We start from the raw sequence: 25,832 nt of genomic DNA on the forward strand, positions 1-25,832 counted from the left end.
TTAGCAACGATGTCCGCACTTCCTCTTCGGGCGTAACCAATGCCGCGTTTGACCAGCCTCAACTTTCGTCTGCCCGCGATCACCGTCGGCCTGGCCCTCGTCAGCGCCACGGTGATGGGCGGGCTGAGCTGGTACAGCGCCCGCTCCGGCCTCGTCGACGCGGCCCGGGAACGCCTCCAGTTCGCCGCCTCGGCCCGGAAGGCCGGCATCGAGCTGATCGCCGAGCGGATCGGCGGCGACCTCGTCACCGTCGCGGGCAACCCGCAGGTCGGCGGCAATTTCGGCGACCTGGCCGAAGCCCTCGACCCCGCCAAGGCCGACTTCGCCGGGCTCGTCCGAACCTACACGGGCGGCGCAAACCTCGAGGCGCGCCTCGGTGCCGAGGCTCCGGGCACCATGTACGGGCGCCGCCACGCCAAGGTGCAGGAAGTCGCCCGCAAGCTGCTCGAGCGCCCGGGCTACGCCGATCTCGTCTTCGTGTCGGAGGACGGGCGCGTCGTCTATACCACCACCAAGGGCGCCGATTTCGGCCGCGCGCTGTCCGAGCCCGAGCTGGCCTCGACCGGCCTCGCCCGCCTGGTGGCGCGCCTCAAGGGCGCCGAATCCGACGCGACGCTCTACGAGGACTATGCCGCCTACCCGGCGGAGGCCGTCCCGTCGGCCTTCATCGGCCGGTCCATCGCCCGCCGCGCCAACGTCGCCATGAGCACCGGCCAGGAGGCCGCGCGCATCGGATTCGTCCTCCTGCGCCTGACCCCCGCCCTGTTCGACCGCACCCTCTCGGACCGGGCCGGCCTCGGCGAGACCGGCCAGATCCTCGCGGTGGGCGCCGACGGCGCCCTGCGGACCAACCCGCCCCTGTCCCCGGCCGTCACGGCCGGCAAGCCCGCGACCGCCCTCGGCCTCGACCAGGCGGATCTCGCGAGCGAGCGCCCCTTCACCTACGCGAACGGCGCCGGCCAACGGATGGTCGCGACCGCCAAGGTCTCGGTGCTCGGTGCGCCCTGGACGATTCTGGCCGAGCAGGCCGAGGACGAGACCCTGGCGGCGGTGGGCGCCCTCACCCGCGCCCTGGCGGTGACGGCGCTGGCCGTCCTGGCCGCCACGGCGATCCTCGGCCTCCTCTTCGCCCGCACCATCGTGGGTCCCCTCGGCGCGCTGACCCGGGCCCTGCAGGCGCTGGCCCGCCGCGAATCCCTCGCCGAGGTGCCGGGCAGCCGGCGCGCCGACGAGATCGGCGACATCGCCCGGGCCGTCGTCACCATCCGCGACATCTCCCTGGAGGAGGCCGCGCAGCAGCTGAAGACCACCGAGGCCGCCCGCCTGCGCGAGGAGACCGAGCGGCGGGCCCTGCTGCGTGACCTCGCGGACCGCTTCGAGCGCTCCGTCGGCGGCATCGTCGGCACGGTCTCGCAGGCCTCCGGCGACCTGCAGGGCGCCGCCACCGGCATGACCGAGGCGGTGGCCGGCACGGCGCGTCGCTCCACCTCCGTGGCGGCGACCGCGCAGGAGACCGCGGGCAACGTCAACGCCGTGGCGGTGGCGGCCGAGGAGCTCGGCGCCACGGTCGGCGAGATCGGCCGCCAGGTCGAGCAGGCCTCGACCATGTCGTCCCAGGCCGTCGACGAGGCCGGCCGCACCGCCGCCACCATGCAGACCCTGTCCGAGGCCGCGACCCGGATCGGCGACGTGGTCGGCCTGGTCTCGCAGATCGCCAGCCAGACCAACCTGCTGGCGCTCAACGCCACCATCGAGGCGGCCCGGGCCGGCGAGGCGGGGCGCGGCTTCGCGGTCGTCGCCGCGGAGGTGAAGAACCTCGCCGAGCAGACCAGCCGGGCCACCACGGAGATCGCCGAGCAGGTCGATGCCATCCGCTCGGCCACCACCGGCGCCACGGGCGCGATCCGCAGCATCGTCACGCGGATCGAGGGCATGAGCTTCGTCACCAGCAGCATCGCCGCCGCGGTGGAGGAGCAGGGCGTGACGACCCAGGAGATCGTGCGCAACATGGGCCAGGCCTCCGCGGGCACGGGGGCCATGAGCCAGGATATCGAGGCGGTGGCCCGCTCGGCCGCAGAAGCGGGCGCGACGGCGGACCAGGTGCAGCGCGCCTCCGCGGACCTCTCCCGGCAGTCCGAGCAGCTGCGCGCGGAAGTCGCGAGCTTCCTCGCCACCGTCCGGGCCGCCTGATCGCGGCCGCAGGCGAGGCATCGCGTGTACGTCACCCCCGCGGCCTGACCGCAGGACGGGATGACAGGCGCCGGCGGCGTCCGCCCGCCATGTGCCTGGCGGGGTTGACCCCCCGGCGGGCTTGGCTCCAATGCCCCGGCTCAACCGGGACGCCTCGCCGATGCCGCCACTCTTCGCCCTGCCCTTCCCCGCCATCGATCCGGTGGCGGTGGCGATCGGGCCGATCACCATCAAGTGGTACGCCCTCGCCTACATCGTCGGCCTGCTGGGCGGCTGGTACTATGCCCGCCGGCTGGTGGCGGCGGACCGCTACTGGGGCGTGGTCCGGCGCCCGAGCCTGAACGACATCGACGACCTCATCGTCTGGGTGGCGCTGGGCGTCGTCCTCGGCGGACGCATCGGCTACGTGCTGTTCTACAACCTGCCGCTCTACCTCGCCGACCCCATCGAGATCCTGGCCATCCGCAACGGCGGCATGTCGTTCCACGGCGGCTTCCTCGGCGCGGTGCTCGCCATGGTGCTGTTCGCCCGCTCCCGGAAGCTCCAGGCCCTCACGCTCCTCGACCTCGCCGCCGTTGTGGTGCCGATCGGGCTGTTCTTCGGGCGGATCGCCAACTTCGTGAACGGCGAGCTCTGGGGCCGCATCGCCCCGGATTTCCCCTACGCCATCGTGTTTCCCACCGGCGGCCCCCTGCCCCGGTACCCGAGCCAGCTCTACGAGGCGGCCACCGAGGGCGCCCTCCTGTTCGTGGTGATGATGATCGCGGTGCGGGCCCGCGGCTTCCGCAAGCCCGGGCTGATGGGCGGCATCTTCGTCCTCGGCTACGCCATCGCGCGCACGTTCTGCGAGTTCTTCCGCGAGCCCGACCGCCAGCTCGGCTACCTGTTCGGCACCGAGGGCTGGTCGACTGGGGGCATCACCATGGGGATGGTGCTCTGCGTGCCGATGGCGCTCGTCGGCATCACCGCCATCGTCCTGGCCCTGCGCGGCACCACCCGTCCGCGCGTGGCGATCGAGGACGTCGCCGCTTCGCCCGCGAAGGTCGATCCGGCGTGACGAGCCCACTCTTCGCCGCGCTCCGCGACGAGATCCTGGCCTCGGGTCCGATCGGGCTCGATCGCTACATGGGCCTCTGCCTCGGCCATCCGGTGCACGGCTACTACCGCACCCGCGACCCCCTCGGGTCCCGCGGCGACTTCGTCACCGCCCCCGAGATCAGCCAGATGTTCGGCGAGCTCATCGGGATCTGGATCGCGGCGAGCTGGAGCGCGATGGGCGCGCCGGCCGACCTCGCCCTGGTGGAACTCGGCCCGGGCCGCGGCACCCTGATGCAGGATGCCCTGCGGGCGCTGAGCCGCGCCGCCCCGGATCTGCGCCCGGCCCTGCACCTGGTGGAGACCAGCCCGGTGCTGCGGGCCGAGCAGGAGTCCCGGCTCTCGGCCGCCGCCCCGACCTGGCACGCGTCGATCGAGACCCTGCCGTCCGGCCCGACCCTCGTGATCGCCAACGAGTTCTTCGACGCCCTCCCGGTCCGCCAGTTCCAGCGCGCCGAGCGCGGCTGGTTCGAGCGCCTCGTCGGCCTCTCGGCGGACGGCAATGCCCTCGCATTCGGGCTGGCGGCGGAGCCGGACACGCGCATCAGCGCGAGCGGCCCCACCGGCGTCCTGATGACCCTGCCGGGCGCCGCCCTCGAGGCCGTGCGCAGCCTCGCCCGCCGCGTCGTCGCCGACCGGGGCGCGGTCCTCCTCGTCGATTACGGCCATGTCCGGCCGGGCTTCGGCGATTCGCTCCAGGCTCTGCGCGGCCACGCCTTCGTTTCGCCGCTGGCCACCCCCGGCGAGGCCGACCTCACCACCCACGTGGATTTCGCCGCCCTCGGCCGGGCCGCCTTCGGTGAGGGCGCGATCCTGCACGGGCCCGTGGACCAGCGCGACTTCCTCCTGGCCCTCGGCCTGCGCGCGCGCGCCGAGCGATTGGGACGGGACGCGAGCCCGGTGCAGCGCGATGCGATCTTGGCGGCGGCGACCCGCCTCACCGACCCCGCGCGGCGCGGCATGGGCAGCCTGTTCAAGGCGATGGCATTTTCCGACGCGACCCTGACGGCGCTGCCCGCGCTCCCGGCGTCGGGGCGCTGATCGGATCAATCAGCCGGCCGGGTTTAATGGGCGCGGCGCGCGAACCACAGCGTTCCCAGGCCCAGCGCCAAGGCGCCGAGCGGGAACAGCAGCAGGGTCAGGGTGTGGGCGTCCATTACCGGAGTTCCCGCAAAAAACCTCTTGCCGCCCAATGTAGGGCTCCGCTGACGCAGATGCAAAGCAGGGAGAGCACCGGTGTGAGCCAGGGTTGATCGGGTGGAGCCGCCGATGCGGCGCGTTGGGAGAACAGCGGCGCGAGGCCGCCCACGGCGAGGACGGCGATGGCCACTCCGTTCACGTAGGTGGCCGTCAGCTTCGCGCGTTCGTTCGCGATCAGGAGGGTCCTGGGATCAGGCGGTTCGACCATGGCACCTCGAACAACGGGGTCTGGGCACGATGCGCCGACCCCGGCGGGGCATGATTCGGCGCCGTCTGCATTGGCGATAAGGATATTATTCCTACATGCACGGCAAGCCGATGTCAAGGGCGAAGCCCCGCCGGACCCGCGAAACTTGACTTGCCCCCGCCATCGGACTAACCGCCTCCCTATTCATTCGACGGTCTGATCGTCATCACGAACGCCGACCGGCCCCACGAGGCCGGAGGTCAACGCCCGACAGCGCGATGCGCCCTCGGGCGAGCTTCGCGTTGGGGACAGGGCGTCGGCCCCGTCCAAGCCGTCGTCGCGAGTCCCGATGCCCAACGCCGCCGCGAACACGACCCTGCGCATCGAGGATGCGGTGAACGACACCTGCCCGTGGTCGGGCAAGCCGATCGCGGCCGACTCGCTCACCCTCTACAACGGCGCGGTGGTGGGGTTCTGCAACCCGGAGTGCCGGGACAAGTTCGCCCAGGCGATCCGCGGCTTCGAGGATGCGCTCCAGGCGCGCCGGGCCGAGAGCGCGGGCGTGAACCAGTGACCGGTCCGACGACGATGCCGGTCCAGGGAGCCTGACGCATGTTCGAAGGCCTGTCCGATCGCCTCTCCGGGATTCTCTCCGGTCTCACCCGCCGCGGCGCCCTGACCGAGGCCGACGTCACCGCCGCCCTGCGCGAGGTCCGGCGCGCCCTGCTGGAGGCGGACGTCGCCCTCGAGGTGGTGCGCGGCTTCACCGAGAAGGTGCGCGAGAAGGCCGTCGGCGCCGTCGTCCTGAAGTCGGTCACCCCCGGCCAGATGGTCGTCAAGATCGTCAACGACGAGCTCGTGGCGATGCTGGGCTCGGAAGCCGGCATCATCGACCTCAACGCCCCCGCCCCCGTCGCCATCCTGATGGTCGGCCTGCAGGGCTCGGGCAAGACCACCACCACCGCCAAGATCGCCCGCCGGCTCGTCGCCCGCGACAAGCGTCGGGTGCTGCTGGCCTCCCTCGACACCCGCCGTCCGGCCGCGATGGAGCAGCTGGCGATCCTGGCCAAGCAGGTCGAGGTCGAGAGCCTGCCGATCGTCGCCGGCCAGTCGGCGGTGCAGATCGCCCGGCGGGCCATGGACGCGGCGCGCCTCGGCGGCTTCGACGTGGTCATGCTCGACACCGCCGGCCGCATCACCCTCGACGAGGCGCTGATGGCGGAGGCGGCCGAGGTCAAGGCCGCCACCAACCCGCACGAGGTGCTCCTCGTCGCCGACGCGCTGACCGGCCAGGACGCGGTCAACACCGCCCGCGCCTTCGACGAGCGCCTCGGCGTCACCGGCATCGTGCTGACCCGCATGGACGGCGATTCGCGCGGCGGCGCGGCCCTGTCGATGCGCGCCGTCACCGGCAAGCCGATCAAGCTCGTCGGCACCGGCGAGAAGGTCGACGCCCTGGAGGAATTCCACCCCTCCCGCGTCGCCAACCGCATCCTCGGCATGGGCGACATCGTCAGCCTCGTCGAGAAGGCGGCCGAGACCATCGACCACGAGCAGGCGCTCCGCACCGCGGAGAAGATGCGCAAGGGCAAGTTCGACCTCGACGACCTGTCGATGCAGCTCGGCCAGATGGAGAAGATGGGCGGCATCGGCGGCCTGATGGGCATGCTTCCGGGCATGGGCCAGATGAAGAAGCAGGTCGAGAACGCCAACCTCGACGAGAACATGTTCAAGCGCCAGCGGGCCATCATCTCGTCGATGACCGCGCAGGAGCGGAAGAATCCCGACATCCTCAAGAATTCCCGCAAGAAGCGCATCGCGGCGGGCTCGGGGACGAAGGTGGAGGAGCTGAACAAGCTCCTCAAGATGCACCGGACCATGGCCGACATGATGAAGGCGATGGGCTCGGGCAAGCGCGGCATCGGCCAGGCCCTCGGCTCGATGTTCGGCATGGGTGCGGGAGGCATGGGCGGCGGTGGAATGGGCGGCATGCCCGGCCTGCCCCCCGGCATGCCGGAGCCGACGCCGGAAATGATCGCCGACATGCAGAAGCAGCTCGGCGGCAAGCTCCCCCCGATGCCCCCGGGCCTCGGGGGCAAGATGCCGGGCCTGCCCGGGCTCGGGGGTCCCAAGGGCCCCGGCGGCCTGCCGGGTCTCGGCGGATTTCCCTTCGGGAAGAAGAAGTAGCGACGGGGGCGTAGCGCATAGCGAGTCGGGTTCACGCCCACGGACTCGCCATTCGCTACGCGCTTCTCGCCCTCACACGACACACTGACCTTTGGAGTAGACCCATGTCCCTCAAGATCCGCCTCACCCGTGGCGGCGCCAAGAAGCGCCCGTACTACCGCATCGTCGTCGCCGACGCCCGCGCGCCCCGCGACGGCCGCTTCATCGACAAGGTCGGCGTCTACGACCCGATGAAGGCCAAGGACGATCCGGCCCGCATCGTGCTCGAGGCCGACAAGATCCAGGCCTGGCTCGCCAAGGGCGCCCAGCCCACCGACCGCGTCCTGCGCTTCCTCGACGCCGCCGGCCTCGCCAAGCGCCCCGCGCGCAACAACCCGCAGAAGGCCGAGCCGGGCGAGAAGGCCAAGGAGCGCGCCGCCAAGCGCGCCGAGAAGGCCGCCGCCCCGGCCGAAGACGCCGCGGCCTGAGGCTGGATCCGCGCATGGCCCGCCGTCCCGGAGGCTCTTCATCCCACGGTGACGGTGGCCGCCGTGCGCGCCCCGGCCGCATCGGCAGCGATGCGGCCACCTCGGCCCACCGGCCGCGGCCCGAGGCCGACGCGCCCCTGCCGCCCACCGACCCGAGCCTCGTCCAGATGGGCGAGTTCGGGCGGGCGCACGGGCTCAACGGCGAGGTCCGGCTGAAATCCTACACCGGCGACCCGCAGGCGATCGCGTCCTACGGGCCGCTGATCGGCGCCGACGGCCGCCGCATCGACCTGACCGACGTCCGCCAGGCCGGCGGCGCCTCCCCCGACCTCTTGGTCGTGCGGGTGAAGGGCGTGACCGACCGGACCGGTGCGGAAGGCCTCAACCGCCTCGCCCTGTTCCTGCCCCGCGAGCGCCTCGGCACCGTGTCGGACGCGGACGAGTTCTTCACGGCCGACCTCGTCGGCCTCTCGGTGGTCGACACCCAGGGCGCCGTCCTGGGCACCGTCGCGGACGTGCCGAATTACGGCGGCGGCGATCTCCTGGAGATCAAGCCGGCCCTGGGCGGCGCCACCGCCCTCCTGCCCTTCACCAAGGCCTTCGTGCCGGAACTCGACGTCGCCGGCGGCCGCGTCGTGGTCGATCCGCCGGACGACCTGTTCGCACCGGCCCAGCCCCGCCCCCCGGACGAGCCCGCCTGAGGCGAACGGGGCGCCGCGCGCGGCTCTGCCTGCGCCCGGCCGCGCGAGGCGGCCGGCCCTCAGGCGGCCTCCGCGTCCTCGCCCGATGCGCCTTCGCACGCCGCTGACCGGCTGCAGGTCCGGTTGCGACCGCTCGCCTTGGCGGCGTAGAGCGCCGCATCGGCGACGCGGTAGAGGTCGGTGGCGCCGCCGCCCGCGGCGCTCGCGGGCGCGGTCCCTGCCAGGCCGATGCTCACCGTCAGGGCGCCGGCCGGGATGCCGGCGGCCGGAAGCCCGAGGCGATGGACCTCGGCATGCACGGTGTCGGCGACCCGCTGGGCGCTCGCCACCTCCGTTCCGGGGAGCAGCATGACGAATTCCTCCCCGCCCACGCGGCAGACGAGATCGCCCGGGTGGCGCACACTCGCCTGAAGGCAGCGCGCCAGGCCCTTGAGGACCTCGTCCCCGACGGCGTGCCCGTAACGGTCGTTCACGGCCTTGAAGTGATCCACGTCGATGACCAGCAGGGACAGGGGCTCGTCGCGGGTGACGCGCCCGCCTTCGACGTCCGCCAGGGCCTCCTCGAAGCGGCGCCGGTTCGGCAGGCCGGTCAGCGGATCGGTGAGGGAGAGGCGGGCCAGCTCCCGCTGCATCCGTCCCCGGTGCCGGAGCTCGCGTCCGAACAGCAGCGAGAGGCCGGCACAGAGCCCGCACAGGATCAGCACGATGCTGCCGATCACCAGGGCCTTGGCCCGCCACTCGGCGTCGATCTCGTCCGGTGCCAGGGTCACGGCCAGGATCAGGGGGAGATCGCCGATCCGCGTGAAGGTGTGGTGGCGCGGCTCGTCGCTGCGCACGGCGCTAGCGATGAAGCTGCCGCTGCCCTCCCGCACGAAGCGCTGGAAGGACGTGGCGGCCGCGACGTTGTCCCCGATGGCGCCCGCGATCTCGGGATGCCGCATGATGCGCTGCCCGTCGCGGGCGTAGAGATTGATCGCGCCCTTGGCACCCAGGGCGATGTTGGCGAACAGGCGGCTGAAATAGGTGAGCTTCAGGGAAGCCTGGACCACGCCGCCGAAGCTGCCGTCCGGCTTGGTGATCCGGCGGCTGAGCACGATGACGGGGACGCCGAGCAGGCGCGAGGTGACGGGCTCGCTGATGAACAGGCCGAGATCGGGCCGGTCGCGATGGGCGCGGAAGTAGCTGCGATCGGCGTTGTTCAGGGGCCGTGCCGGGATCGCGTTGGCGTCGAAGAGGGTGTCGCCGTTCTCGTCGACCACGAGAAAGACCCCCATGTCCCGCGCCGTCACGGCCCGGTCGAACAGGATGAGCTGGCGCAGGGCCGGGCTCACGGACGAGAAGCCGGGCGTCGACAGGTTGTCGACCACGCCGCGCAGGGACAGGTCGATGATCTCGACGTTGCGGGCGATGTCGCGCTCGATGACCTGGAGCAGGTTGCGCGAGGTCTGCGCGGCCTTGTCCCAGGCGTCGACCCGCAGGTCGATCAGCATCAGGCCGGACACCACGAGGAGGCCGAGCGGCGCCAGGACGCCGAGCCCGATCCAGGCGCGCGCCGAGCGCAGGTGGCCCGTGAGATCCGGCGTCATCCGCATCGGCGAGTCTGAAACCTCCGGTTGCTGCTCCTTCGGTTGATCGCACCCCAATGCCTAAGCCGAGCTTGTCGCCGCCGGAGCCGGGACCCGGCGCGGTGACTCCAGAGCCACTTTGTCTCAGGAAATCGTCGCCCGGGGGCGCCTGCCGGCGCCGCGGCGCTGGCTCCCCGGGTGAGCGGCCCCGGCACGGGACCTGTTTTGGTTGACGTGGGCGGGTGGTCCCGCCCGCGCGATCTCAGGCGGCGCGGACGCTCGACAGGAACCGGCTCACCTCGGCGCTGAGGTGTTCGGACTGGCGCGACAGTTCGGAGGCCGAGGCGAGGACCTGCGTGGCCGCGGCGCCGGTCTCCTCCGAGGCCCGGGCCACGCCGGAGATGTTGCCGGTCACGGCGTTCGTCCCCTGGGCGGCCTGGGCGACGTTGCGCACGATCTCCTGGGTGGCGGCCCCCTGCTGCTCGACCGCCGCGGCGATCCCCGTCGCCATCCCGTCGATCTCGCGGATCCGGCCGGTGATGCCCCCGATGGCGGTGACGGCCTGGTCGGTGACCCCCTGGATCTCGCCGATCTGGCGCGCGATCTCCTCCGTCGCCCGGGCGGTCTGCCCGGCCAGCTCCTTGACCTCGGTCGCCACCACGGCGAAGCCGCGGCCGGCTTCGCCCGCGCGGGCCGCCTCGATGGTGGCGTTCAGCGCCAGCAGGTTGGTCTGGCCGGCGATGTTCGAGATCAGCCCGACCATGTCGCCGATCCGGGCCGACGTGGACCGCAGGGCCTGGACGAGCTGACCCGTCTGGTCCGCCTCGCCGACCGCGGCCTGTGCCAGCCCCGCCGAACCCTGGACCTGGCGGCCGATCTCCTGAACGGAGCTGCCGAGTTCCTCGGCGGCCGCCGCCACCGTGCCGACGTTCGAGGCGGCCTCCTCGGCGGCCGCCGCGACCTGAGTGGACTGAGTCGCGGTCTCCTGGGCCGTCGCGGTCATCTGCTGGGCCGTGGCCTGCAACTCCGTGGCGGAGGAGGAGACCAGACCGACGATGCCGCCCACGGCCTGCTCGAAGCCGTCGGCGAGTTCGATCATCGTGCGCTTGCGCTCCATCACGGCGGCCGCGTCGGGGATGCGGCGGATCTCGGCCTGCTCGGCCGCCTTCTGCGCCACCATCGTCTTGATGCCATCCACGGCGCGCCCGACGGCACCGACCTCGTCGCCGCGGCGCGCCTCCGGGATCGTGGCCTCGATGGAGCCCTGCGCCATGCGCTCGAGCACCCGGACGAGGCTGGCCAGCGGCCGGGTGATCCCCAGGACGCCCACGGCGGCGGCGGCCAGGAGGCCGCCGAGCATGCCGAGGGCACTGAAGAGCATCAGGCTGTGGCGCGTGGCGTTGGTCTTCTCCGTGAGCGCCTCCGAGCCCTCGTCCAGGGCCTTGGTGATGTCGTCCCCGAGCACCTTGCCCTCTTGGACCATGAGGGCGAAGTTCGGGTCGATGGCCCGGTGCACGAGGGCGATGGCCTCGGCGTTCCGATTCTCCGTGCCCAGGCGGCGGACCTCGGTCACGTCCTGCACGAAGCGCTCGACGCGCGCGGTCTGCGCCGCGACGCGGGTCTCGAAGGACGGGGCCTGACGGCGCAGGTCGGCCAGGATCTGCCGCATCGGCGCGAGGGTGGATTCGAATCCCGCGTTGGCCGCCGTCAGCTGGGCCTCCTCGGTCTCGGCGATGATCCGGTAGACCCAGTAGTTCATCTCGAAGACGATCCGATTCACCCGGCGCGCCGTCGCGGCACCCTTGGCATCCTGGAAAATGAACTGACGATAGGCATCGTCGATCTGCGTCATGCGGGCCTGGGCGAACCAGATACAGACGCCGACGACCAGTGCGATCAGCCCGATGACTGATGCCAGCTTTGGCAGGATCTTGATCTTGGATAAAAACAGCATCGTTACGCCTCGAATTGAGTGCCTATCATCGATCCGTCCTGTTAAAATTTGATGGAGAACAGTTGACGCTCAGCATTTACATTGAGCCAAAACAATTCAACTTCAGAGCTATTTTGGCTGAATTGATTCAAGAGCGCGTGATCGTGCGGATCATCGACAGCGATCTCCGGCATTGATCGCCGGCATGGCCGCGGACGCGACCTGGCCGCCCCCCGGATCAGGGGCGCGGGGCGGCGTCGCGCAGCTGGCCGATGAGCCAGCGGCCGGCCGGTCCCGGCGGACGCTCCATCGGGTAGACCGCCCACATCGGCAGCAGCAGGCCGCCCTTCGGCAGGGCGGCGACGTCGAGGCGCACGAGCTGGCCGTTCGCGAGATCCTCGGCCACCACGTCCAGGGGCATGCCGCCCCAGCCGAGGCCGGAGCGCAGGAAGGCGTGCTTCGATCCGAGGTCGGCGAGGCGCCAAGTGCGCGGCGAGAACACACCGAATTCCCGCCCCTTGGTCAGGTCGCTGCGGTCGGTCAGCACGAGCTGGACATGCTCGGCGAGATCGGCGGTTGCGATCGGGCCGGGCCGGCCGGCGAGCGGGTGGTCGGGCGCCGCCACCATCACGAGTTCGATCTGCCGCAGGGGCTCGCGGGCGAGCTCGGGGGGCAGCAGGGGCGTCGCGCCCGCCACCGCGAAGGCGCAGCGACCGTCGAGGACCGGCGCGATCACCGCCCCCAGGGTCTCGACCTGGATGCGCAGGGGCGTCGCCGGGAAGGCCGGCTGGAAGGCCGCCACCGCCCGCGTCACCACCTGGATCGGAAACAGCACGTCGAGGACGATGCTGACCTCCGGCTCGAGCCCGCCGGCGAGGTCGCGCGCCTGAGCCTTGAAGGTCTCGGCGGCCGCCACGGTGGCGCGCGCATGGGCCAGGAGCACGCGCCCGGACTCCGTCAGCACCGGGTAGCGGCTGGAGCGGTCGAAGAGCTTCACCCCCGACTGCGCCTCGAGGTTGGCCAGGGACTGGCTCACCAGGGACTGCGCCCGTCCGAGCTTGCGCCCGGCCGCGGAGAAGCTGCCGGTGTCCACGGCGGCCACGAAGGTGCGGAGCTGATCGAGGGTGAGCTGGTCGAGCATCCATCTGTCCAGGTGATGGGACACATCGAAAGATATAGGCTTCGCTGGGGGAAGGAAGCCACCTAGATCGTTGCCCACAGCCGAGCCGCCCCGGCCCTGGCGAACGAAGACCCGGATGACGTCCATGTCCATGACCCTGACCGCCTCTCCCGCCCCCTCGCGCGCCCGCACCGTCTCCGCCTGGTCGCTGCAGATCCTGCTCGCCCTGGTCTTCCTGGCGGCCGGCGGCGCCAAGCTCGCCGGCGTGCCGATGATGGTGCAGGTCTACGACCTCATCGGCGTCGGCCAGTGGTTCCGGATCGTCACCGGCCTCGTGGAAGTCGGCGGCGCCATCGCCCTGCTGATCCCGGGCTATGCCGGCCTCGCCGCCCTCTGGCTCGCCGGCACCATGGTGGGCGCCGTGATCGCCCACCTGGTCGTCCTGCCCACGCCCGCCGCCCCGGCCGTCGTGCTCCTCGTCCTGACCGCGACCCTGGCCTGGCTGCGCCGGGACCAGACCCTCTCGCTCCTCGGCCGGGGTCGCTGATCGGCCCAGCCCCCGCCGACGGGGTGGTGATCGCCGAGCCTTCGGGGCCGGGCGACGCCACCCCTGCCCGTCATACGCCTTCGCCTCCCCAAGACTTCGCCGCCCCAAGACTTCGCCTCCACAAGACTTCGCCCCGGAAAGACCCCGTCATGGACATCGGCATCGACAGCTTCGCCGTCACCCTCCCCGATCCGAAGACGGGCCGCACCCTCTCGGCCGCCGAGCGCATGGAGCGCCTGCTCGACGAGGTCGAGGTGGCCGACCGCTCCGGCCTCGACGTGTTCGGCATCGGCGAGCATCACCGGGCGGAGTTCCTCGACGCCGCCCCCGCGGTCATCCTGGCAGCCGCGGCGGCCCGCACCCGCCGCATCCGCCTGACCAGCGCCGTCACCGTGCTGAGCGCGGCCGATCCGGTCCGGGTCTTCCAGGATTTCGCCACCCTCGACCTGATCGCTAAGGGCCGGGCCGAGATCGTGGTCGGACGCGGCTCCTTCGGCGAGGCCTATCCGCTCTTCGGCTTCGCGGCCGAGGATTACGATGCCCTCTTCGTCGAGAAGCTGGAGCTGCTGCTGGTCCTGCGGGCGCAGACCCACGTCACCTGGCGGGGCCGCTTCCGCCCGCCGCTCACGGGCCAGGGCGTCTATCCGCGCCCGTACCAGGACCGGCTCCCGATCTGGGTCGGAGTGGGCGGAACACCCGCCTCCTTCGCCCGCGCCGGTACCCTCGGCCTGCCCCTGATGGTCGCGATCATCGGCGGCAGCTTCGCGCGCTTCCGTCCCCTGGTGGAGCTCTATCGCGAGGCCGGGCGCCGGGCCGGGCATGCCCCCGAGACCCTGAAGGTCGGCGTCCACGCCATCGGCTTCGTCGCCGACACCGACCGCGCGGCCCGGGAGGCGTTCTATCCGGGCTGGGCCCAGATGTTCGGCAAGATCGGGGCGGAGCGCGGCTGGCCGAGCGCGGGCCTGGCGGAGCAGTTCGCCGCGATGTGCGCGCCCGACGGGTCCTACCTCATCGGCGCGCCGGAGACGGTCGCGGCGAAGGTGCAGGCGGCCAACGCTGCCCTCGGCGGCCTGTCCCGCCTCACCTTCCAGATGAGCTCGGCGATGCAGGAGCCGGAGGCCATGCAGCGGTCGATCGCCCTGCTGGGCACCGCGGTGATGCCCCGGCTGAAGGCGGCCGGCTGACGCGGTTCGCGGATCCCGGATCACCGGTCGTTCTGCGTCCTGCGGCGGGTCCGATCGAGACCGGTTCGGGGGTGGCACGCGAGCCCGGCCTCCAGGAAGGACGGGATCGACGGCGTGAGCGGGGTTCAGTCCAGCGGCGGGCAGAGCATCCGCGCGTCGCCCCGCGCTCACCGCCCGCACTTAAGGCCCGCGCTTCGCAGCGCCCTGTGTCCCGAGCCGGGTGGTCTCGTCCCGGCAGGGACGGATCGCAGCCGGATTCGGCCGGTCGGCGGCCGCGGGCGCCTCGTAGATCGCGAGGTAGCCGACGCCGCCCTCCAGCACCGAGAGCCCGGTCTGGCGATAGCCCGCGGCCGTGAGTTCGCAGGCGAGCAGCGCCGGCGGCGTCCCGTGCCGCGAGGGCACGTCGTCGGCGTCGACGATCCCCACCTTGCCGCCCGGCTTCATCATCGGCGCCAGGTTGTGGAGCAGGCCGAAGGGCTGGGCGATCTCGTGGTACATGTGGACCAGCACGGCGGCGTCGAGGGAGGCCGGCGGCAGGCGCGGATCGTGCGGCTCGCCGCGCACCACCGTGACGTTGGTGAGCGCGCTCCTGGCGATGCGCGTCTCCAGGCCGGCCAGGTAGCGGGGCGTCACGTCCTCGGCGTAGACGTGCCCCTGGGGGCCGACCCGCTCGGCCAAACGCACCGTGTAGTAGCCGCTGCCCGCGCCGATATCGGCGACGCTCTGGCCGGCCGCGATGCCCATCAGCCGCATCACCTGCCCGACCTCGTCGACCGAATCGCGCTGCGCCTCGGAGGCCCAGAGCGGCGCGATGATCTCGGCCACCGGCCGGTCGGGCTTCGGGAACGCCGAGGCGGGCGCCCCGGCCGGGGCCAGCGGCTCGGCCGCGCGGACGGGCCGCAACAGGACGAACCCCGTCAGGGCCAGCGCCAGCGTGACGGTCCGGACGAGGGCGACCAGGATCCGGGGACGGAGCGAGCGGGAAGCAGCCATGAAGGGTTAACCCGCCGCCGCCGGATCGGTGCCACGTTGACCCGGTGCGTCTCCGCGCGCCAGTAAGCACCATGACCGCCAGCCCCTGGAACGCCACCGTCCTCACCCTCTATCCGGAGATGTTTCCGGGGCCGCTCGGGGTCTCCCTGTCGGGGGATGCGCTGGCGCGGGGCACCTGGAGCCTGGACGCCCGCGACATCCGCGAGCACGGCCTCGGCCGCCACCGGGCGGTGGACGACACCCCGGCCGGGGGCGGCGCCGGCATGGTGCTGCGCTGCGACGTCCTCGCCGCCGCCATCGACGCTGCCGGCGCGCCGGACGATGCCCGGCCCCGGCTCCTGATGAGCCCGCGCGGCCGGCCGCTGACGCAGGCCCGGGTCCGGGCGCTGAGCGAGGGGCCCGGCGTGCTCGTCGTCTGCGGCCGCTTCGAGGGCGTGGACGAGCGCGTGATCGCCGGGCGTGGCCTCGAGGAGGTGTCGATCGGCGACTACATCCTCTCCGGCGGCGAGATCGCCGCCCTGGTGGTGCTCGATGCCTGCGTGCGCCTGCTGCCGGGCGTGATGGGCAAGGTCGCCTCCGGCGTCGAGGAGAGCTTCGAGACCGGCCATCTCGAATACCCCCACTACACCCGCCCCCGGGACTGGGAGGGCCGCGCGATCCCGGAGGTCCTCACCGGCGGCAACCACGGCGCCATCGCGGCCTGGCGCCGGGCCGAGGCCCTGCGCCTCACCCGGGAGCGCCGCCCGGACCTGCTGCGCTCCCGCGCGGATTGATTCGGGCAGTCCTCGGGCTTAGTACCACTTCTACTGTCGTCGACCGGTGCCGTGAACGACTAAAGAAGGATAGGGCACCGCGCATCATCAATCCTTCACAGGATGAGTCGCTAATATGCCTCCCGCAGTCTGGTGCAGACGAGGCCGATGATGCCCATCTCCGAACATCAGGAATTTCACGCAGATTTTGACGCCAGCAAGCAAATCATAAACATCAAGAATATCAAATCTTTGTCTGAACAAAATCAGCAATCTCTTGTCGATCGCTTCAATGAATTCGGATTTGTCATCCTGCGTTGCGAAGACGCGGCCGAAAGTCGAGCGGATCTGTGCGCTTTAAAAAACCTTCTCGGCGAATCAACGCCCCATCCAAGAGCAGATCAAGACGGCATCGTATCGATCGACCCTTCCGATCAAGCGATCGGATTTATAGGCGCAAGCAATAGCGAACATTTGCTCCATACGGATGGCGCATACTCGGACAAGCCAGAAAAAATTATTTCTCTGCAATGCGTCTTCGCAACGAAAACCGGGGGAGATACAATATTGGCGAGCGCAAAATCTGCCTTTAGATCTCTGAGTTCCTCGTTACCGCGGGACATCCATACTTTATTCGATGGAGACGCACTCTTGGTCGAACGGAAAGGGCAATCAAGTCGAAACTCTGTTTTTCGCCTGAATGCCGATGGTCGAATCGCTTTGAAATTTCGCATGTCCGATGGGTCGGCATGCGTGACACCGAGCGCAACTGCGCGAAAAGCTTACCTTGCTCTCTGCGCGTTCTTCGAAAATCGGAATCATCAAATCCAGTTCAGACTGGAGCAACAAGATATCCTGATCGCCGACAACACCGCGATCGTTCACGGACGGACCGCGTTTCCAAGTGACGAGAAACGGACCATGCGTCGCCTGAACTTCGACGCCTCCGGGCCACTCTGCGCAAACTTATCACTGGGCTTCGTTGCACCGTAACCCTCTCAGAGAGGGAACGGCCCCGATCCCCTGACGGGCTGCTCGGGCCGACCGCGCATCGCGCTGAACGCCGTCGGCAGCCGTCGCTTTCAGGGACCGAACGGAAAGAGCTTGGGATGACCGGAAGGAAGGCAAGCGAGAATCATTCCTGGCTACTTCTCCTCGTCTCGATCGGGGCCTTCATGCAGGCCGTCGATGCCACCATCGTGAATGCCGCAATTCCTATCGTGGCGACCGCCTTCTCGATCGTGCCGCTGGATCTGCATCCGGTTCTCACGGCTTACGTCCTGACCCTGGCCGTCTGTATTCCCGCCACGCCCTGGCTGTGCGAGCGCTTCGGGACGAAGCGCGTCTTCGGTGGTGCGATCATCGTCTTCACCGTCGGTTCCTGCCTGTGCGGCCTCTCCGCGAGCGTGTCCCAGCTCGTCGCCGCTCGGGTCCTGCAGGGCATCGGGGGCGCCGCCCTCCTCCCGGTCGGACGGTATGTGATGGTCCGCAGCATCGACCCGGCGAAGCTGATCGCTTCGATCAGCACCGTCGCGACGGTGGGGCTCGTCGGCGCCACGATCGGGCCGTTCCTGGGCGGGTTTCTCGCGCAGCATATATCCTGGCGCACGGTCTTCCTGATCAATTTCCCGATCGGGATCTTCGCGCTGGTACTCAACCACCGGCACATGATCGACTTCCGGGCAGAGGCCTGGAAACGGTTCGACGGTCTCGGCTTCGCGATCTTCGGGGCCGGGTCGGTCTTGCTCCTCACCGGCGCCGAGACCGTCGTGGCCTCCAAGGCGCAAGGCGGGGCCGCCCTGGCCGGCGCGATCGTCCTGTTTTCCTTGTATATCGGTTGGAGCCGACGCTGTCGGGATCCTCTCGTCGACCTCCGGTTGTTCAAGGTGCGCAGCGTGGCCGTCGCCATGCTGGGAAATCTCCTCGCGCGCCTCGGGATCTCCGGTATGTTCCTGATACTGGTCATCTTTCTTCAGGTTGGGTGCGCTTGGCCGCCGACGGAAGCGGGCTTGATGCTCGTTCCGCAAGCCATCGGATCGATCGTTGCGAAGAGACTTGTGCCCGGTATCCTCAGCCGGTCCGGCTACAGATGGTTTCTGCTGGTGAATACCGCGCTGGTGGCCCTGTCCATCGGCGGATTCGCCGTCCTGGGGCCCCGGACGGGCGTCCCATTCCTGACCGCGTATCTCTTCGTCTATGGCTGTCTCACGGGCCTTCAGTTCACCGTGATGAACACGCTGATCTACGTGGATATTCAAGACCGTGACATCGCCATGGCATCCTCCATGGCCTCGACGATGCAATATTTTTCGATGAGTCTCGGCATCGCCGTCGGATCCTTGCTGATGAACGCGTTCCTGCCGGGAGAAACCCCGGAGGGTTACGTTCAGGCCTTTCGCGAAACGGTCATCGTTCTCGGATGTCTGACGTTCCTGGCGAGCGGCGTCTTCGCGACGTTACGCGACACGGTTGCCGGGGCCTGACGGCGGTTCGATCCCTGCCGCGTCCTGTCTTGCTTGTTCTCGCGCCCGCTCCTCGCGCCTGCGCAGCCGGTGATTCCCCCGGCAAGCGGCATGGGACAACGCTTGGATGCCGTTCCGACCGCGCGGTCCGATCCCCGGCGGCACGGCGAACGCTTGCGTCCCGTGCGGCGCGGGTCCATTGGCGTCTTCGGGCCACTCCTCCCCAACGAGGAGCTCTCATCTGGAAGGATGACGCACGTGACCAACCGACCCGCCACGCGCCCCCGCGTGCCGAATTTCTCGTCCGGCCCCTGCACCAAGCGTCCGGGCTGGAGCCTCGAGGCCCTGGCCGACGCGCCGCTGGGCCGCTCGCATCGCTCGGCCATCGGCAAGGCGAAGCTGAAGGAGGCCATCGACCTTACCCGCAGCGTCCTGCAGGTGCCGGAGGATTACCGAATCGGCATCGTGCCGGCTTCCGACACCGGCGCCGTCGAGATGGCGATGTGGTCGATGCTGGGCCCGAAGACCGTCGAGGTCGTGGCCTGGGAGGCCTTCGGCCTCGAATGGGTCACCGACGCCCTCAAGGAACTCAAGATCGCGCCGCGGGTGCATGTCGGCGCCTACGGCGTCCTGCCCGATCTCTCGGCCGTCGACACGCGGCACAACGACGTGATCTTCACCTGGAACGGCACCGCCGCCGGCGTCCGCGTGCCGAACGGCGACTGGATCGCCGCCGACCGCGCGGGCGTCACCATCTGCGACGCCACCTCGGCCGCCTTCGCGATGCCCCTCGACTGGGCCAAGCTCGATGTCGTCACCTTCTCCTGGCAGAAGGTCATGGGCGGCGAGGCCGCACACGGCATGATCGTGCTCTCGCCCCGCGCCGTGGCCCGAATCGAATCGAACGTCCCGGCTTGGCCGGTCCCGAAGGTCTTCCGCCTCGCCAAGGACGGCAAGCTGATCGAGGGCATCTTCAAGGGCGACACCATCAACACGCCCTCGATGCTGGCGGTCGAGGATTACCTCGACACCCTGAAATGGGCCGCGCGCATCGGCGGCCTGCCGGCGCTGCACGCCCGGGCCGACGCCAACGCCAAGGTCATCCACGACTGGGTGGCGCGCACCCCCTGGATCGGCCACCTCGCCGCCGATGCCGGCACCTACAGCAACACCGGCGTCTGCCTCGTCATCACCGACCCGGACATCCTCGCGATGGGCGACGCCGTGGTCGGCGCGGTCGCCAAGGGCATCGCCGACACCCTGGACCGCGAGGGCATCGCCTTCGATATCGGGGCCTACCGGGACGCCCCGGCCGGCCTCAGGATCTGGTGCGGCGGCACGGTCGAATCCTCGGATCTCGAGGCCCTGACCCCGTGGCTCGACTGGGCCTTCGCGGCCGAGAAGGCGAAACTCGCCCGGGCCGCCTGACACCCGCGCGACCTCGACGTCACCCGCGTCGTATACCGAGCGCATGACGGAGCCGCTGTCCGGCTCCGTCGCGCGTCGGTTCTCCCCCACCCGAGCCGGACGCCGACATGCCCGCGCCCAAGGTGCTCATCTCCGACGCCCTCTCCGACGCGGCCGTGCAGCGCCTGCGCGACCGCGGCCTCGACGTCGATTTCCGGCCGCAGCTCGGCCGTGATCGCGACGCCTGCGCCGCCTTGATCGGTGCCTATGACGGTCTGGCGATCCGCTCCACCACCAAGGTCACGGCCAAATTGCTGGCGCAGGCCCCCCGCCTGAGGGTGGTCGGCCGCGCCGGAATCGGGATCGACAACGTCGACGTGGCGGCGGCCACCGCCCGCGGCGTCATTGTGATGAACACGCCCTTCGGCAACGCGATCACCACCGCCGAGCACGCCATCGCGATGATGTTCGCCCTCGCGCGGCAGATCCCCCGGGCCGACGCCTCGACCCAGGCCGGCCGCTGGGAGAAGGCCCGCTTCATGGGGACGGAGCTCACGGGCAAGACCCTGGGGATCATCGGCTGCGGCAACGTCGGTGCCGTCGTCGCCGACCGGGCGATCGGCCTCAAGCTCAAGGTGATCGCCTACGATCCCTACCTGACGCCGGAGCGCGCCGCCGAGATCGGCGTCGAGAAGCTCGAACTCGACGCGCTTCTCGCCCGGGCCGACCTCATCAGCCTGCACGTTCCCCTGACCGAGCGGACCCGGAACATCCTCTCGGCCGACGCCCTGGGACAGACGAAGCCCGGTGTCCGCATCATCAACTGTGCCCGCGGCGGCCTAGTCGACGAGGTCGCCCTGCGCGCGGCGCTCGAGTCCGGCCGGGTCGCGGGCGCCGCCTTCGACGTGTTCGCGACCGAGCCGGCCTACGAGAACCCGCTCTTCGGCCATCCGAACGTGGTGTGCACGCCCCATCTCGGCGCCTCGACGAACGAGGCACAGGCGAACGTCGCCCTGCAGATCGCCGAGCAGATGGCCGACTACCTGCTGAGCGGCGCCGTCGTGAATGCCGTCAACATGCCGTCCATCTCGGCCGACGAGGCGCCGCGCTTGAGGCCCTTCGTGCACCTGGCCGAGAACCTCGGCTCGTTCCTGGGCCAGCTCACCGATGCGCCGATCCGCGGCATCCGGGTGACGTATGAAGGTGCGGTCGCGGAGATGAATATCCGCGCACTCACGGCGGCTGCCGTCACCGGTGTGCTCAGTCCGGTCCTCTCGGGGATCAATATGGTCTCCGCTCCGGCGGTGGCGCGCGAGCGCGGCATCCTGGTCGAGGAGGTCACCCGCGCCGGTGCGACGTCCGATTTCGAATCGGTGATCCGCATCACCGTCGAGGCCGAGGACATGCCGCGCGATGCCGCCGGAACGGTCTTCCACGACGGCAAGCCGCGCATGATCGAGATCCGCTCCATCCCGATCGACGCCGCCTTCGCGGAGCACATGCTGTACGTGCGCAACCACGACCAGCCGGGCTTCATCGGACACTTCGGCGGCGTACTCGGCGCGGCCGGCGTCAACGTAGCGACCGTCGCCCTCGGACGCGACGGGAAGGGCGGCAATGCCATCTGCTTCTGCGCCGTCGACGCGCCGGTCACCGAGGCGGTTCTGGCGAGCATCGCCGCAATCCCGCAGGTGAAGCGCGTGCGCCCCCTCCGATTCTGAGACTTCCGCAATCGCGACGGATCGGGCCGCACGCTGGCCTACCGAGGGCATTCTGACGTAAACGCCGTCCGACGAAGAGGCCTCGCGACCTCGGCCCCGCCAGCACCTGGATCCGCCCCATGAAGATCGACGGCAAGCCCTACCGCACCATCTTCGCCGCCGAGGATGGTGCCTCCGTGGCGGTGATCGACCAGACCCGCCTGCCCTTCGCCTTCGAGCTGAAGACGCTGTCGACTCTGGACGACGCCGCGGTGGCGATCCGTACCATGGTGGTTCGCGGAGCGCCGCTGATCGGGGTCACGGCCGCCTACGGGCTCGCCCTCGGCCTGCGGGCGGCTGCCTCCGAAGCCGGGCTCGACCGGGCTGTGGCGACGCTCGCCGCGACACGGCCGACCGCGATCAACCTCCGTTGGGCTCTGGACCGGGTCGCCGCCAAGCTCAGGACGGTGCCGGAGGCCGAGCGCGCGGCCTTCGCCTACGCGGAGGCCGGCCGCATCGCCGAGGAAGATGTGGAGAGCTGCCACGCCATCGGCGTTCACGGCGCGCAGATCCTCAGCGACCTGCATCGTCTGAAGAACCGCACCATCAACGTACTGACTCATTGCAACGCAGGCTGGCTCGCCACAGTGGATTGGGGAACGGCCCTGGCGCCGATCTACGTGGCCCACGATGCCGGCGTGCCAGTCCACGTCTTCGTGGACGAGACCCGCCCCCGGAACCAGGGTGCCGCCCTGACCGCGTTCGAACTTAAGGCCCACGGCGTCCCGCATACCGTCATCGCCGACAATGCTGGCGGCCACCTCATGCAGCACGGCGCCATCGACGTCTGCATCGTCGGCTCGGACCGCACCACGGCCTCGGGTGACGTCTGCAACAAGATCGGAACCTACCTGAAAGCGCTGGCCGCCAGCGACAATCGGGTGCCGTTCTATGCCGCCCTGCCTTTCTCGACGATCGACTGGACCCTCGACGACGGCGTGCGCGAGATCCCGATCGAGGAGCGCGACGGCCGCGAGGTCACGCATCTCACCGGGCGTCTGGCGGACGGCGGCTTCGCCACCGTCGAGGTCGTTTCGCCGGGAAGCCCGGTGGCAAATCCAGCCTTCGATGTGACGCCGGCTCGCCTCGTCACTGGTATTATAACCGAGCGCGGCGTCGCCGCGGCCGATGCCGAGGGGCTTCTCGGCCTCTACCCGGAGCGGCGCAAAGCCGCCTGACGCGTCAGGCGCCGGGCGCCCATTGCCAGAACACCGAGCCGGTGAAGGCGAAGACCTTCTCGCCGCGCTGGTTCAGACCGGTGTTCTGGTGGGTTGCGAGGCCCCAGCCGGGCCGCGACGCGGTCTCGCGCTTGTCGATCAGGGTGCAGCTGTATCGGATCGTGTCGCCAGCATAGACCGGTGCCAGCCACCGCATATCGCGAAAGCCCGGCGATGGACCGAGTTGCGGGACCGGACCGGTCTTCGCCGTATGGGCAAAGTCGCGGGCGCGGGTGATGTGGAGCCGCTTCATCCAAGCAGCGGCCGTGTGCCAGCCGGACGCGCAGAGAGCCCCGAAATGGGTCTGGCGGGCGGCTTCGGGATCGAGATGGAACGCCTGCGGATCGTAGGCCCGGGCGAAAGCCATGACGGTCTCAGGCGTGAACTGGTGTCCGCCGAGGTCGCGCACCGCACCGATGGGAGCCGCTTCGAGGAAGTGGAGCTGCTCGGCGTCGTGGGGCTCCCTGGGCGGTGGCGCGTCCGCCGGAACTACGGTCCGCGGCGGCAGAGACGCTGCACCGCGGCGCGGAAACATCACCGTAAAGATCTGGGTCAGCACGCTCTCACCATCCCCGTTCAGGACGGTCATGGCGAAACCGACGAAGCCGCGATCCGGCTTGGTGTTCGAGGCCCGGCAGGTATCGACCCGGACTGAGATGCTCAGCCGGTCGCCCGGTAGGACAGGCCGCAGCCAGCGCAGCTCGTTGATCCCGGGCGACCCCATCGAGGTGGCACCGCGGAAGACATGTTGCTGCAGGAGGCGCATCCCGAAGCCGGCGGTCTGCCAGCCGGAGCCAATCAGCTGACCGACGAAGGTCGTCTTCGCGGCCTCCGGGTCGAGGTGGAACGGCTGTGGGTCGAACTCACGCGCGAAGGCGATGATCTCGGCTTCCGTCACCGTCGCCGGGCCACCTTCGATCACCGTACCGGGCGCAAAGTCCTCGAAGGCGATGCCGGTCATCCGGGTCCTTTCAGGCACTGGGGTTCAACGAGCCGGGAGGACGGTCCGGCGCTGCGGGAGCAACGCCGCACCGACCCATGTCGGATCAATTGGCGAAGCGGAAATGCAGCACGTCGCCGTCCTGCACCACATACTCCTTACCCTCGAGACGGAACTTGCCAGCCTCCTTAGCGCCGGCCTCGCCCTTCAGGCTCGTGTAATCGTGGAAGGCGATGGTCTCGGCGCGGATGAAGCCCTTCTCGAAGTCCGTGTGGATCACGCCGGCGGCGGCGGGCGCCCGCGTCCCCTTCTCGATGGTCCAGGCGCGCGCTTCCTTGGGACCGACCGTGAAATAGGTGATGAGGCCAAGGAGTTCGTATCCGGCGCGGATGACGCGGTTCAGTCCAGGCTCGGCGAGGCCAACAGCCTCCAGGAAATCGCCCTGGTCGCCCAGGGGCATCACGGCGATTTCGCTCTCGATCTTGGCGGAGACCACCACGGCCTTGGCACCCTCCGCCTTGGCGCGGTCCATCACGGTGTCCGAGTAGGCGTTGCCCTTGTCGGCATCGCCCTCGTCGACGTTGCAGACGTAAAGCACCGGTTTCGCCGTCATCAGGCCGAGGCTCTGAAACAGACGCTCCTCGTCGGGCTTGCGCTGCACCAAGCGCGCAGGCTTGCCCTCGCGCAGCAGCGGCAAGGCGCGCTGGACGAGGTCGAGGATTTCTTTGGCCTCCTTGTCGGCGCCCTTGGCCTTCTTCTCCAGAGCGATCACGCGCTTCTCGAGGCTATCGAGGTCGGCGAGCATCAGCTCGGTCTCGATCGTTTCGATGTCAGCGGCCGGGTCGACCTTGCCCTCAACATGGGTCACATCACCGTCGGTGAAGCAGCGCACCACGTGCGCGATGGCATCCACCTCCCGGATATTGGCGAGGAACTGGTTCCCAAGCCCTTCGCCCTTCGAAGCGCCGCGCACGAGACCGGCAATATCCACGAAGGTGAGCCGGGTCGGAATAATTTCCTTCGATGCAGCGATTTTGGCGAGATCGTCCAGGCGCGGATCCGGCACCGCCACCTCGCCGACATTCGGCTCGATGGTGCAGAACGGGTAGTTCGCTGCCTGCGCGGCCGCTGTCTGCGTCAGTGCATTGAAGAGAGTTGACTTGCCAACATTCGGCAGGCCGACGATGCCGCATTTGAAGCCCATGGGTCACCTGTCTGTTCGCGGGTCTGCGCAAAGCCTGCCCGCGTGAAATCCGATGTCACCGCCGCGGTCAATCGCGCGCGTTGACTTGCTTGACGTCATCCCAGCCGCGCCCTGCCATGGCCAGGTGGACCTTGTTCTGGAAGCTCGCATCTTCACCGACCGCCAAGAGCGGCGCATAGTCGGCAATGGCGCGGCACAGATCGTCGACCCAGCCCTCTTCACCTTTGCCAAAGTCGTTCAGCACATAAGCGTGAACCAGGGCTTTGTCCCCCGGATGCCCGATGCCAAGGCGAACCCGACGATAATCGTTGCCGCATTGCGCCGTGATCGAGCGAAGGCCGTTATGACCGGCATTGCCGCCTCCCGACTTTACGCGCAGCTTGGCTGGGGCGAGATCCAGTTCGTCGTGCAACACGATTACGTCGGACAATGCGATTTTGTAGAAGCGCTGCGCTTCCTGCACCGCACGCCCAGATTCATTCATGAAAGTCTGCGGCTTCAGCAGGATAGCCCGTTCGGTACCGAGAGCCACCTCGGCGATCTCCCCCTGGAATTTGCGACGCCACGGCCCAGCGCGATGCACGCGCGCAATCTCGTCGACGGCGAGGAAACCGATATTGTGACGGTTCTTGGCATAGCGGGAGCCGGGATTGCCGAGGCCGACGATCAGGCGCATGGCGCGAAACGATCCAGACAGGATTTTTATGGGGCCGCCGAGCGC

At 69.7% G+C, this 25,832-nt stretch carries 23 protein-coding genes; 15 read left to right on the forward strand and 8 right to left on the reverse strand.

Going from position 1 to position 25,832, the window contains the following annotated elements:
• The first annotated feature begins 39 nt into the window (after positions 1–39).
• The 3 genes from AC0IY1_RS17560 (at position 40) to AC0IY1_RS17570 (ending at position 4,326) form a co-directional block, all read left to right on the forward strand.
• A complete protein-coding gene (locus AC0IY1_RS17560; protein WP_471771232.1) occupies positions 40–2,190 on the forward strand; it encodes a methyl-accepting chemotaxis protein in 2,151 nt (716 codons plus the stop codon).
• A 160-nt stretch (positions 2,191–2,350) separates the two neighbouring features.
• Positions 2,351–3,247 (forward strand): prolipoprotein diacylglyceryl transferase, encoded by an 897-nt coding sequence (gene lgt / locus AC0IY1_RS17565; RefSeq protein WP_471771235.1) that lies wholly within the window; start codon positions 2,351–2,353, stop codon positions 3,245–3,247.
• The gene (locus AC0IY1_RS17570; protein WP_471771238.1) at positions 3,244–4,326 is read left to right on the forward strand and encodes a class I SAM-dependent methyltransferase; all 1,083 of its coding nucleotides are present in this window, start codon (positions 3,244–3,246) and stop codon (positions 4,324–4,326) included. The genes lgt and AC0IY1_RS17570 overlap by 4 nt, the downstream gene beginning before the upstream one ends.
• 115 nt (positions 4,327–4,441) lie before the next feature.
• On the opposite strand, the gene AC0IY1_RS17575 is transcribed toward AC0IY1_RS17570, so the two are convergent.
• A complete protein-coding gene (locus AC0IY1_RS17575) occupies positions 4,442–4,693 on the reverse strand; it encodes a hypothetical protein (RefSeq protein ID WP_082513250.1) in 252 nt (83 codons plus the stop codon).
• A gap of 328 nt (positions 4,694–5,021) precedes the next feature.
• On the opposite strand from AC0IY1_RS17575, the gene AC0IY1_RS17580 reads away from it, so the two are divergent.
• From AC0IY1_RS17580 to rimM, 4 genes are all read left to right on the forward strand, one after another.
• Positions 5,022–5,246: a glutathione S-transferase gene (locus AC0IY1_RS17580; RefSeq protein WP_471771240.1), complete on the forward strand. Its 225-nt coding sequence runs from the start codon at positions 5,022–5,024 to the stop codon at positions 5,244–5,246.
• Between the two features lie 38 nt (positions 5,247–5,284).
• On the forward strand, positions 5,285–6,859 hold the full coding sequence (ffh, locus tag AC0IY1_RS17585; RefSeq protein ID WP_055957773.1) for a signal recognition particle protein: 1,575 nt from the start codon (positions 5,285–5,287) through the stop codon (positions 6,857–6,859).
• Positions 6,860–6,963: 104 nt separating this feature from the next.
• Complete coding sequence (gene rpsP / locus AC0IY1_RS17590; RefSeq protein ID WP_055957770.1) at positions 6,964–7,326, forward strand: 30S ribosomal protein S16; 363 nt, start codon at positions 6,964–6,966, stop codon at positions 7,324–7,326.
• Positions 7,327–7,340: 14 nt separating this feature from the next.
• Positions 7,341–8,027 (forward strand): ribosome maturation factor RimM, encoded by a 687-nt coding sequence (gene rimM, locus AC0IY1_RS17595; RefSeq protein WP_103709708.1) that lies wholly within the window; start codon positions 7,341–7,343, stop codon positions 8,025–8,027.
• Positions 8,028–8,086: 59 nt separating this feature from the next.
• On the opposite strand, the gene AC0IY1_RS17600 is transcribed toward rimM, so the two are convergent.
• From AC0IY1_RS17600 to AC0IY1_RS17610, 3 genes are all read right to left on the reverse strand, one after another.
• Positions 8,087–9,619 (reverse strand): sensor domain-containing diguanylate cyclase, encoded by a 1,533-nt coding sequence (locus AC0IY1_RS17600; RefSeq protein ID WP_471771243.1) that lies wholly within the window; start codon positions 9,617–9,619, stop codon positions 8,087–8,089.
• A gap of 235 nt (positions 9,620–9,854) precedes the next feature.
• Positions 9,855–11,546 carry a methyl-accepting chemotaxis protein gene (locus AC0IY1_RS17605; protein WP_471771244.1) on the reverse strand — a complete coding sequence of 564 codons (1,692 nt, stop codon included), beginning with the start codon at positions 11,544–11,546 and terminating at the stop codon, positions 9,855–9,857.
• A gap of 217 nt (positions 11,547–11,763) precedes the next feature.
• The gene (locus tag AC0IY1_RS17610; protein WP_103709711.1) at positions 11,764–12,666 is read right to left on the reverse strand and encodes a LysR family transcriptional regulator; all 903 of its coding nucleotides are present in this window, start codon (positions 12,664–12,666) and stop codon (positions 11,764–11,766) included.
• Positions 12,667–12,790: 124 nt separating this feature from the next.
• Here AC0IY1_RS17610 and AC0IY1_RS17615 point away from each other — a divergent pair, with 124 nt between their 5' ends.
• Both AC0IY1_RS17615 and AC0IY1_RS17620 read left to right on the forward strand, forming a co-directional pair.
• On the forward strand, positions 12,791–13,192 hold the full coding sequence (locus AC0IY1_RS17615) for a DoxX family protein (protein WP_471771246.1): 402 nt from the start codon (positions 12,791–12,793) through the stop codon (positions 13,190–13,192).
• Between the two features lie 149 nt (positions 13,193–13,341).
• Complete coding sequence (locus tag AC0IY1_RS17620) at positions 13,342–14,376, forward strand: Atu2307/SP_0267 family LLM class monooxygenase (RefSeq protein ID WP_471771247.1); 1,035 nt, start codon at positions 13,342–13,344, stop codon at positions 14,374–14,376.
• Between the two features lie 180 nt (positions 14,377–14,556).
• Here AC0IY1_RS17620 and AC0IY1_RS17625 read toward each other — a convergent pair whose 3' ends face one another.
• Positions 14,557–15,369: a methyltransferase domain-containing protein gene (locus AC0IY1_RS17625; RefSeq protein WP_471771249.1), complete on the reverse strand. Its 813-nt coding sequence runs from the start codon at positions 15,367–15,369 to the stop codon at positions 14,557–14,559.
• 71 nt (positions 15,370–15,440) lie between these two features.
• Here AC0IY1_RS17625 and trmD point away from each other — a divergent pair, with 71 nt between their 5' ends.
• The 6 genes from trmD (at position 15,441) to mtnA (ending at position 22,928) form a co-directional block, all read left to right on the forward strand.
• On the forward strand, positions 15,441–16,142 hold the full coding sequence (gene trmD, locus AC0IY1_RS17630) for a tRNA (guanosine(37)-N1)-methyltransferase TrmD (RefSeq protein ID WP_471771251.1): 702 nt from the start codon (positions 15,441–15,443) through the stop codon (positions 16,140–16,142).
• Positions 16,143–16,289: 147 nt separating this feature from the next.
• On the forward strand, positions 16,290–17,114 hold the full coding sequence (locus tag AC0IY1_RS17635; RefSeq protein WP_471771253.1) for a TauD/TfdA family dioxygenase: 825 nt from the start codon (positions 16,290–16,292) through the stop codon (positions 17,112–17,114).
• Positions 17,115–17,230: 116 nt separating this feature from the next.
• Positions 17,231–18,604, forward strand: coding sequence for an MFS transporter (locus AC0IY1_RS17640; protein ID WP_471771255.1), 1,374 nt, complete (start codon positions 17,231–17,233; stop codon positions 18,602–18,604).
• Between the two features lie 228 nt (positions 18,605–18,832).
• Positions 18,833–20,011 carry a phosphoserine transaminase gene (locus tag AC0IY1_RS17645; RefSeq protein ID WP_471771257.1) on the forward strand — a complete coding sequence of 393 codons (1,179 nt, stop codon included), beginning with the start codon at positions 18,833–18,835 and terminating at the stop codon, positions 20,009–20,011.
• A 107-nt stretch (positions 20,012–20,118) separates the two neighbouring features.
• Entirely contained in the window at positions 20,119–21,711 is a 1,593-nt protein-coding gene (serA, locus tag AC0IY1_RS17650) for a phosphoglycerate dehydrogenase (protein WP_471771258.1), read from the forward strand.
• 119 nt (positions 21,712–21,830) lie between these two features.
• Complete coding sequence (gene mtnA, locus AC0IY1_RS17655) at positions 21,831–22,928, forward strand: S-methyl-5-thioribose-1-phosphate isomerase (RefSeq protein ID WP_471771260.1); 1,098 nt, start codon at positions 21,831–21,833, stop codon at positions 22,926–22,928.
• Positions 22,929–22,932: 4 nt separating this feature from the next.
• Here mtnA and AC0IY1_RS17660 read toward each other — a convergent pair whose 3' ends face one another.
• From AC0IY1_RS17660 to pth, 3 genes are all read right to left on the reverse strand, one after another.
• The gene (locus tag AC0IY1_RS17660) at positions 22,933–23,928 is read right to left on the reverse strand and encodes a MaoC family dehydratase (protein ID WP_471771263.1); all 996 of its coding nucleotides are present in this window, start codon (positions 23,926–23,928) and stop codon (positions 22,933–22,935) included.
• Between the two features lie 85 nt (positions 23,929–24,013).
• The gene (gene ychF, locus AC0IY1_RS17665) at positions 24,014–25,111 is read right to left on the reverse strand and encodes a redox-regulated ATPase YchF (protein ID WP_103709721.1); all 1,098 of its coding nucleotides are present in this window, start codon (positions 25,109–25,111) and stop codon (positions 24,014–24,016) included.
• Positions 25,112–25,178: 67 nt separating this feature from the next.
• Entirely contained in the window at positions 25,179–25,787 is a 609-nt protein-coding gene (gene pth, locus AC0IY1_RS17670) for an aminoacyl-tRNA hydrolase (protein ID WP_471771265.1), read from the reverse strand.
• Positions 25,788–25,832 lie beyond the last annotated feature (45 nt).

The sequence above is a fragment of the Methylobacterium sp. AC690 genome, assembly GCF_979256535.1.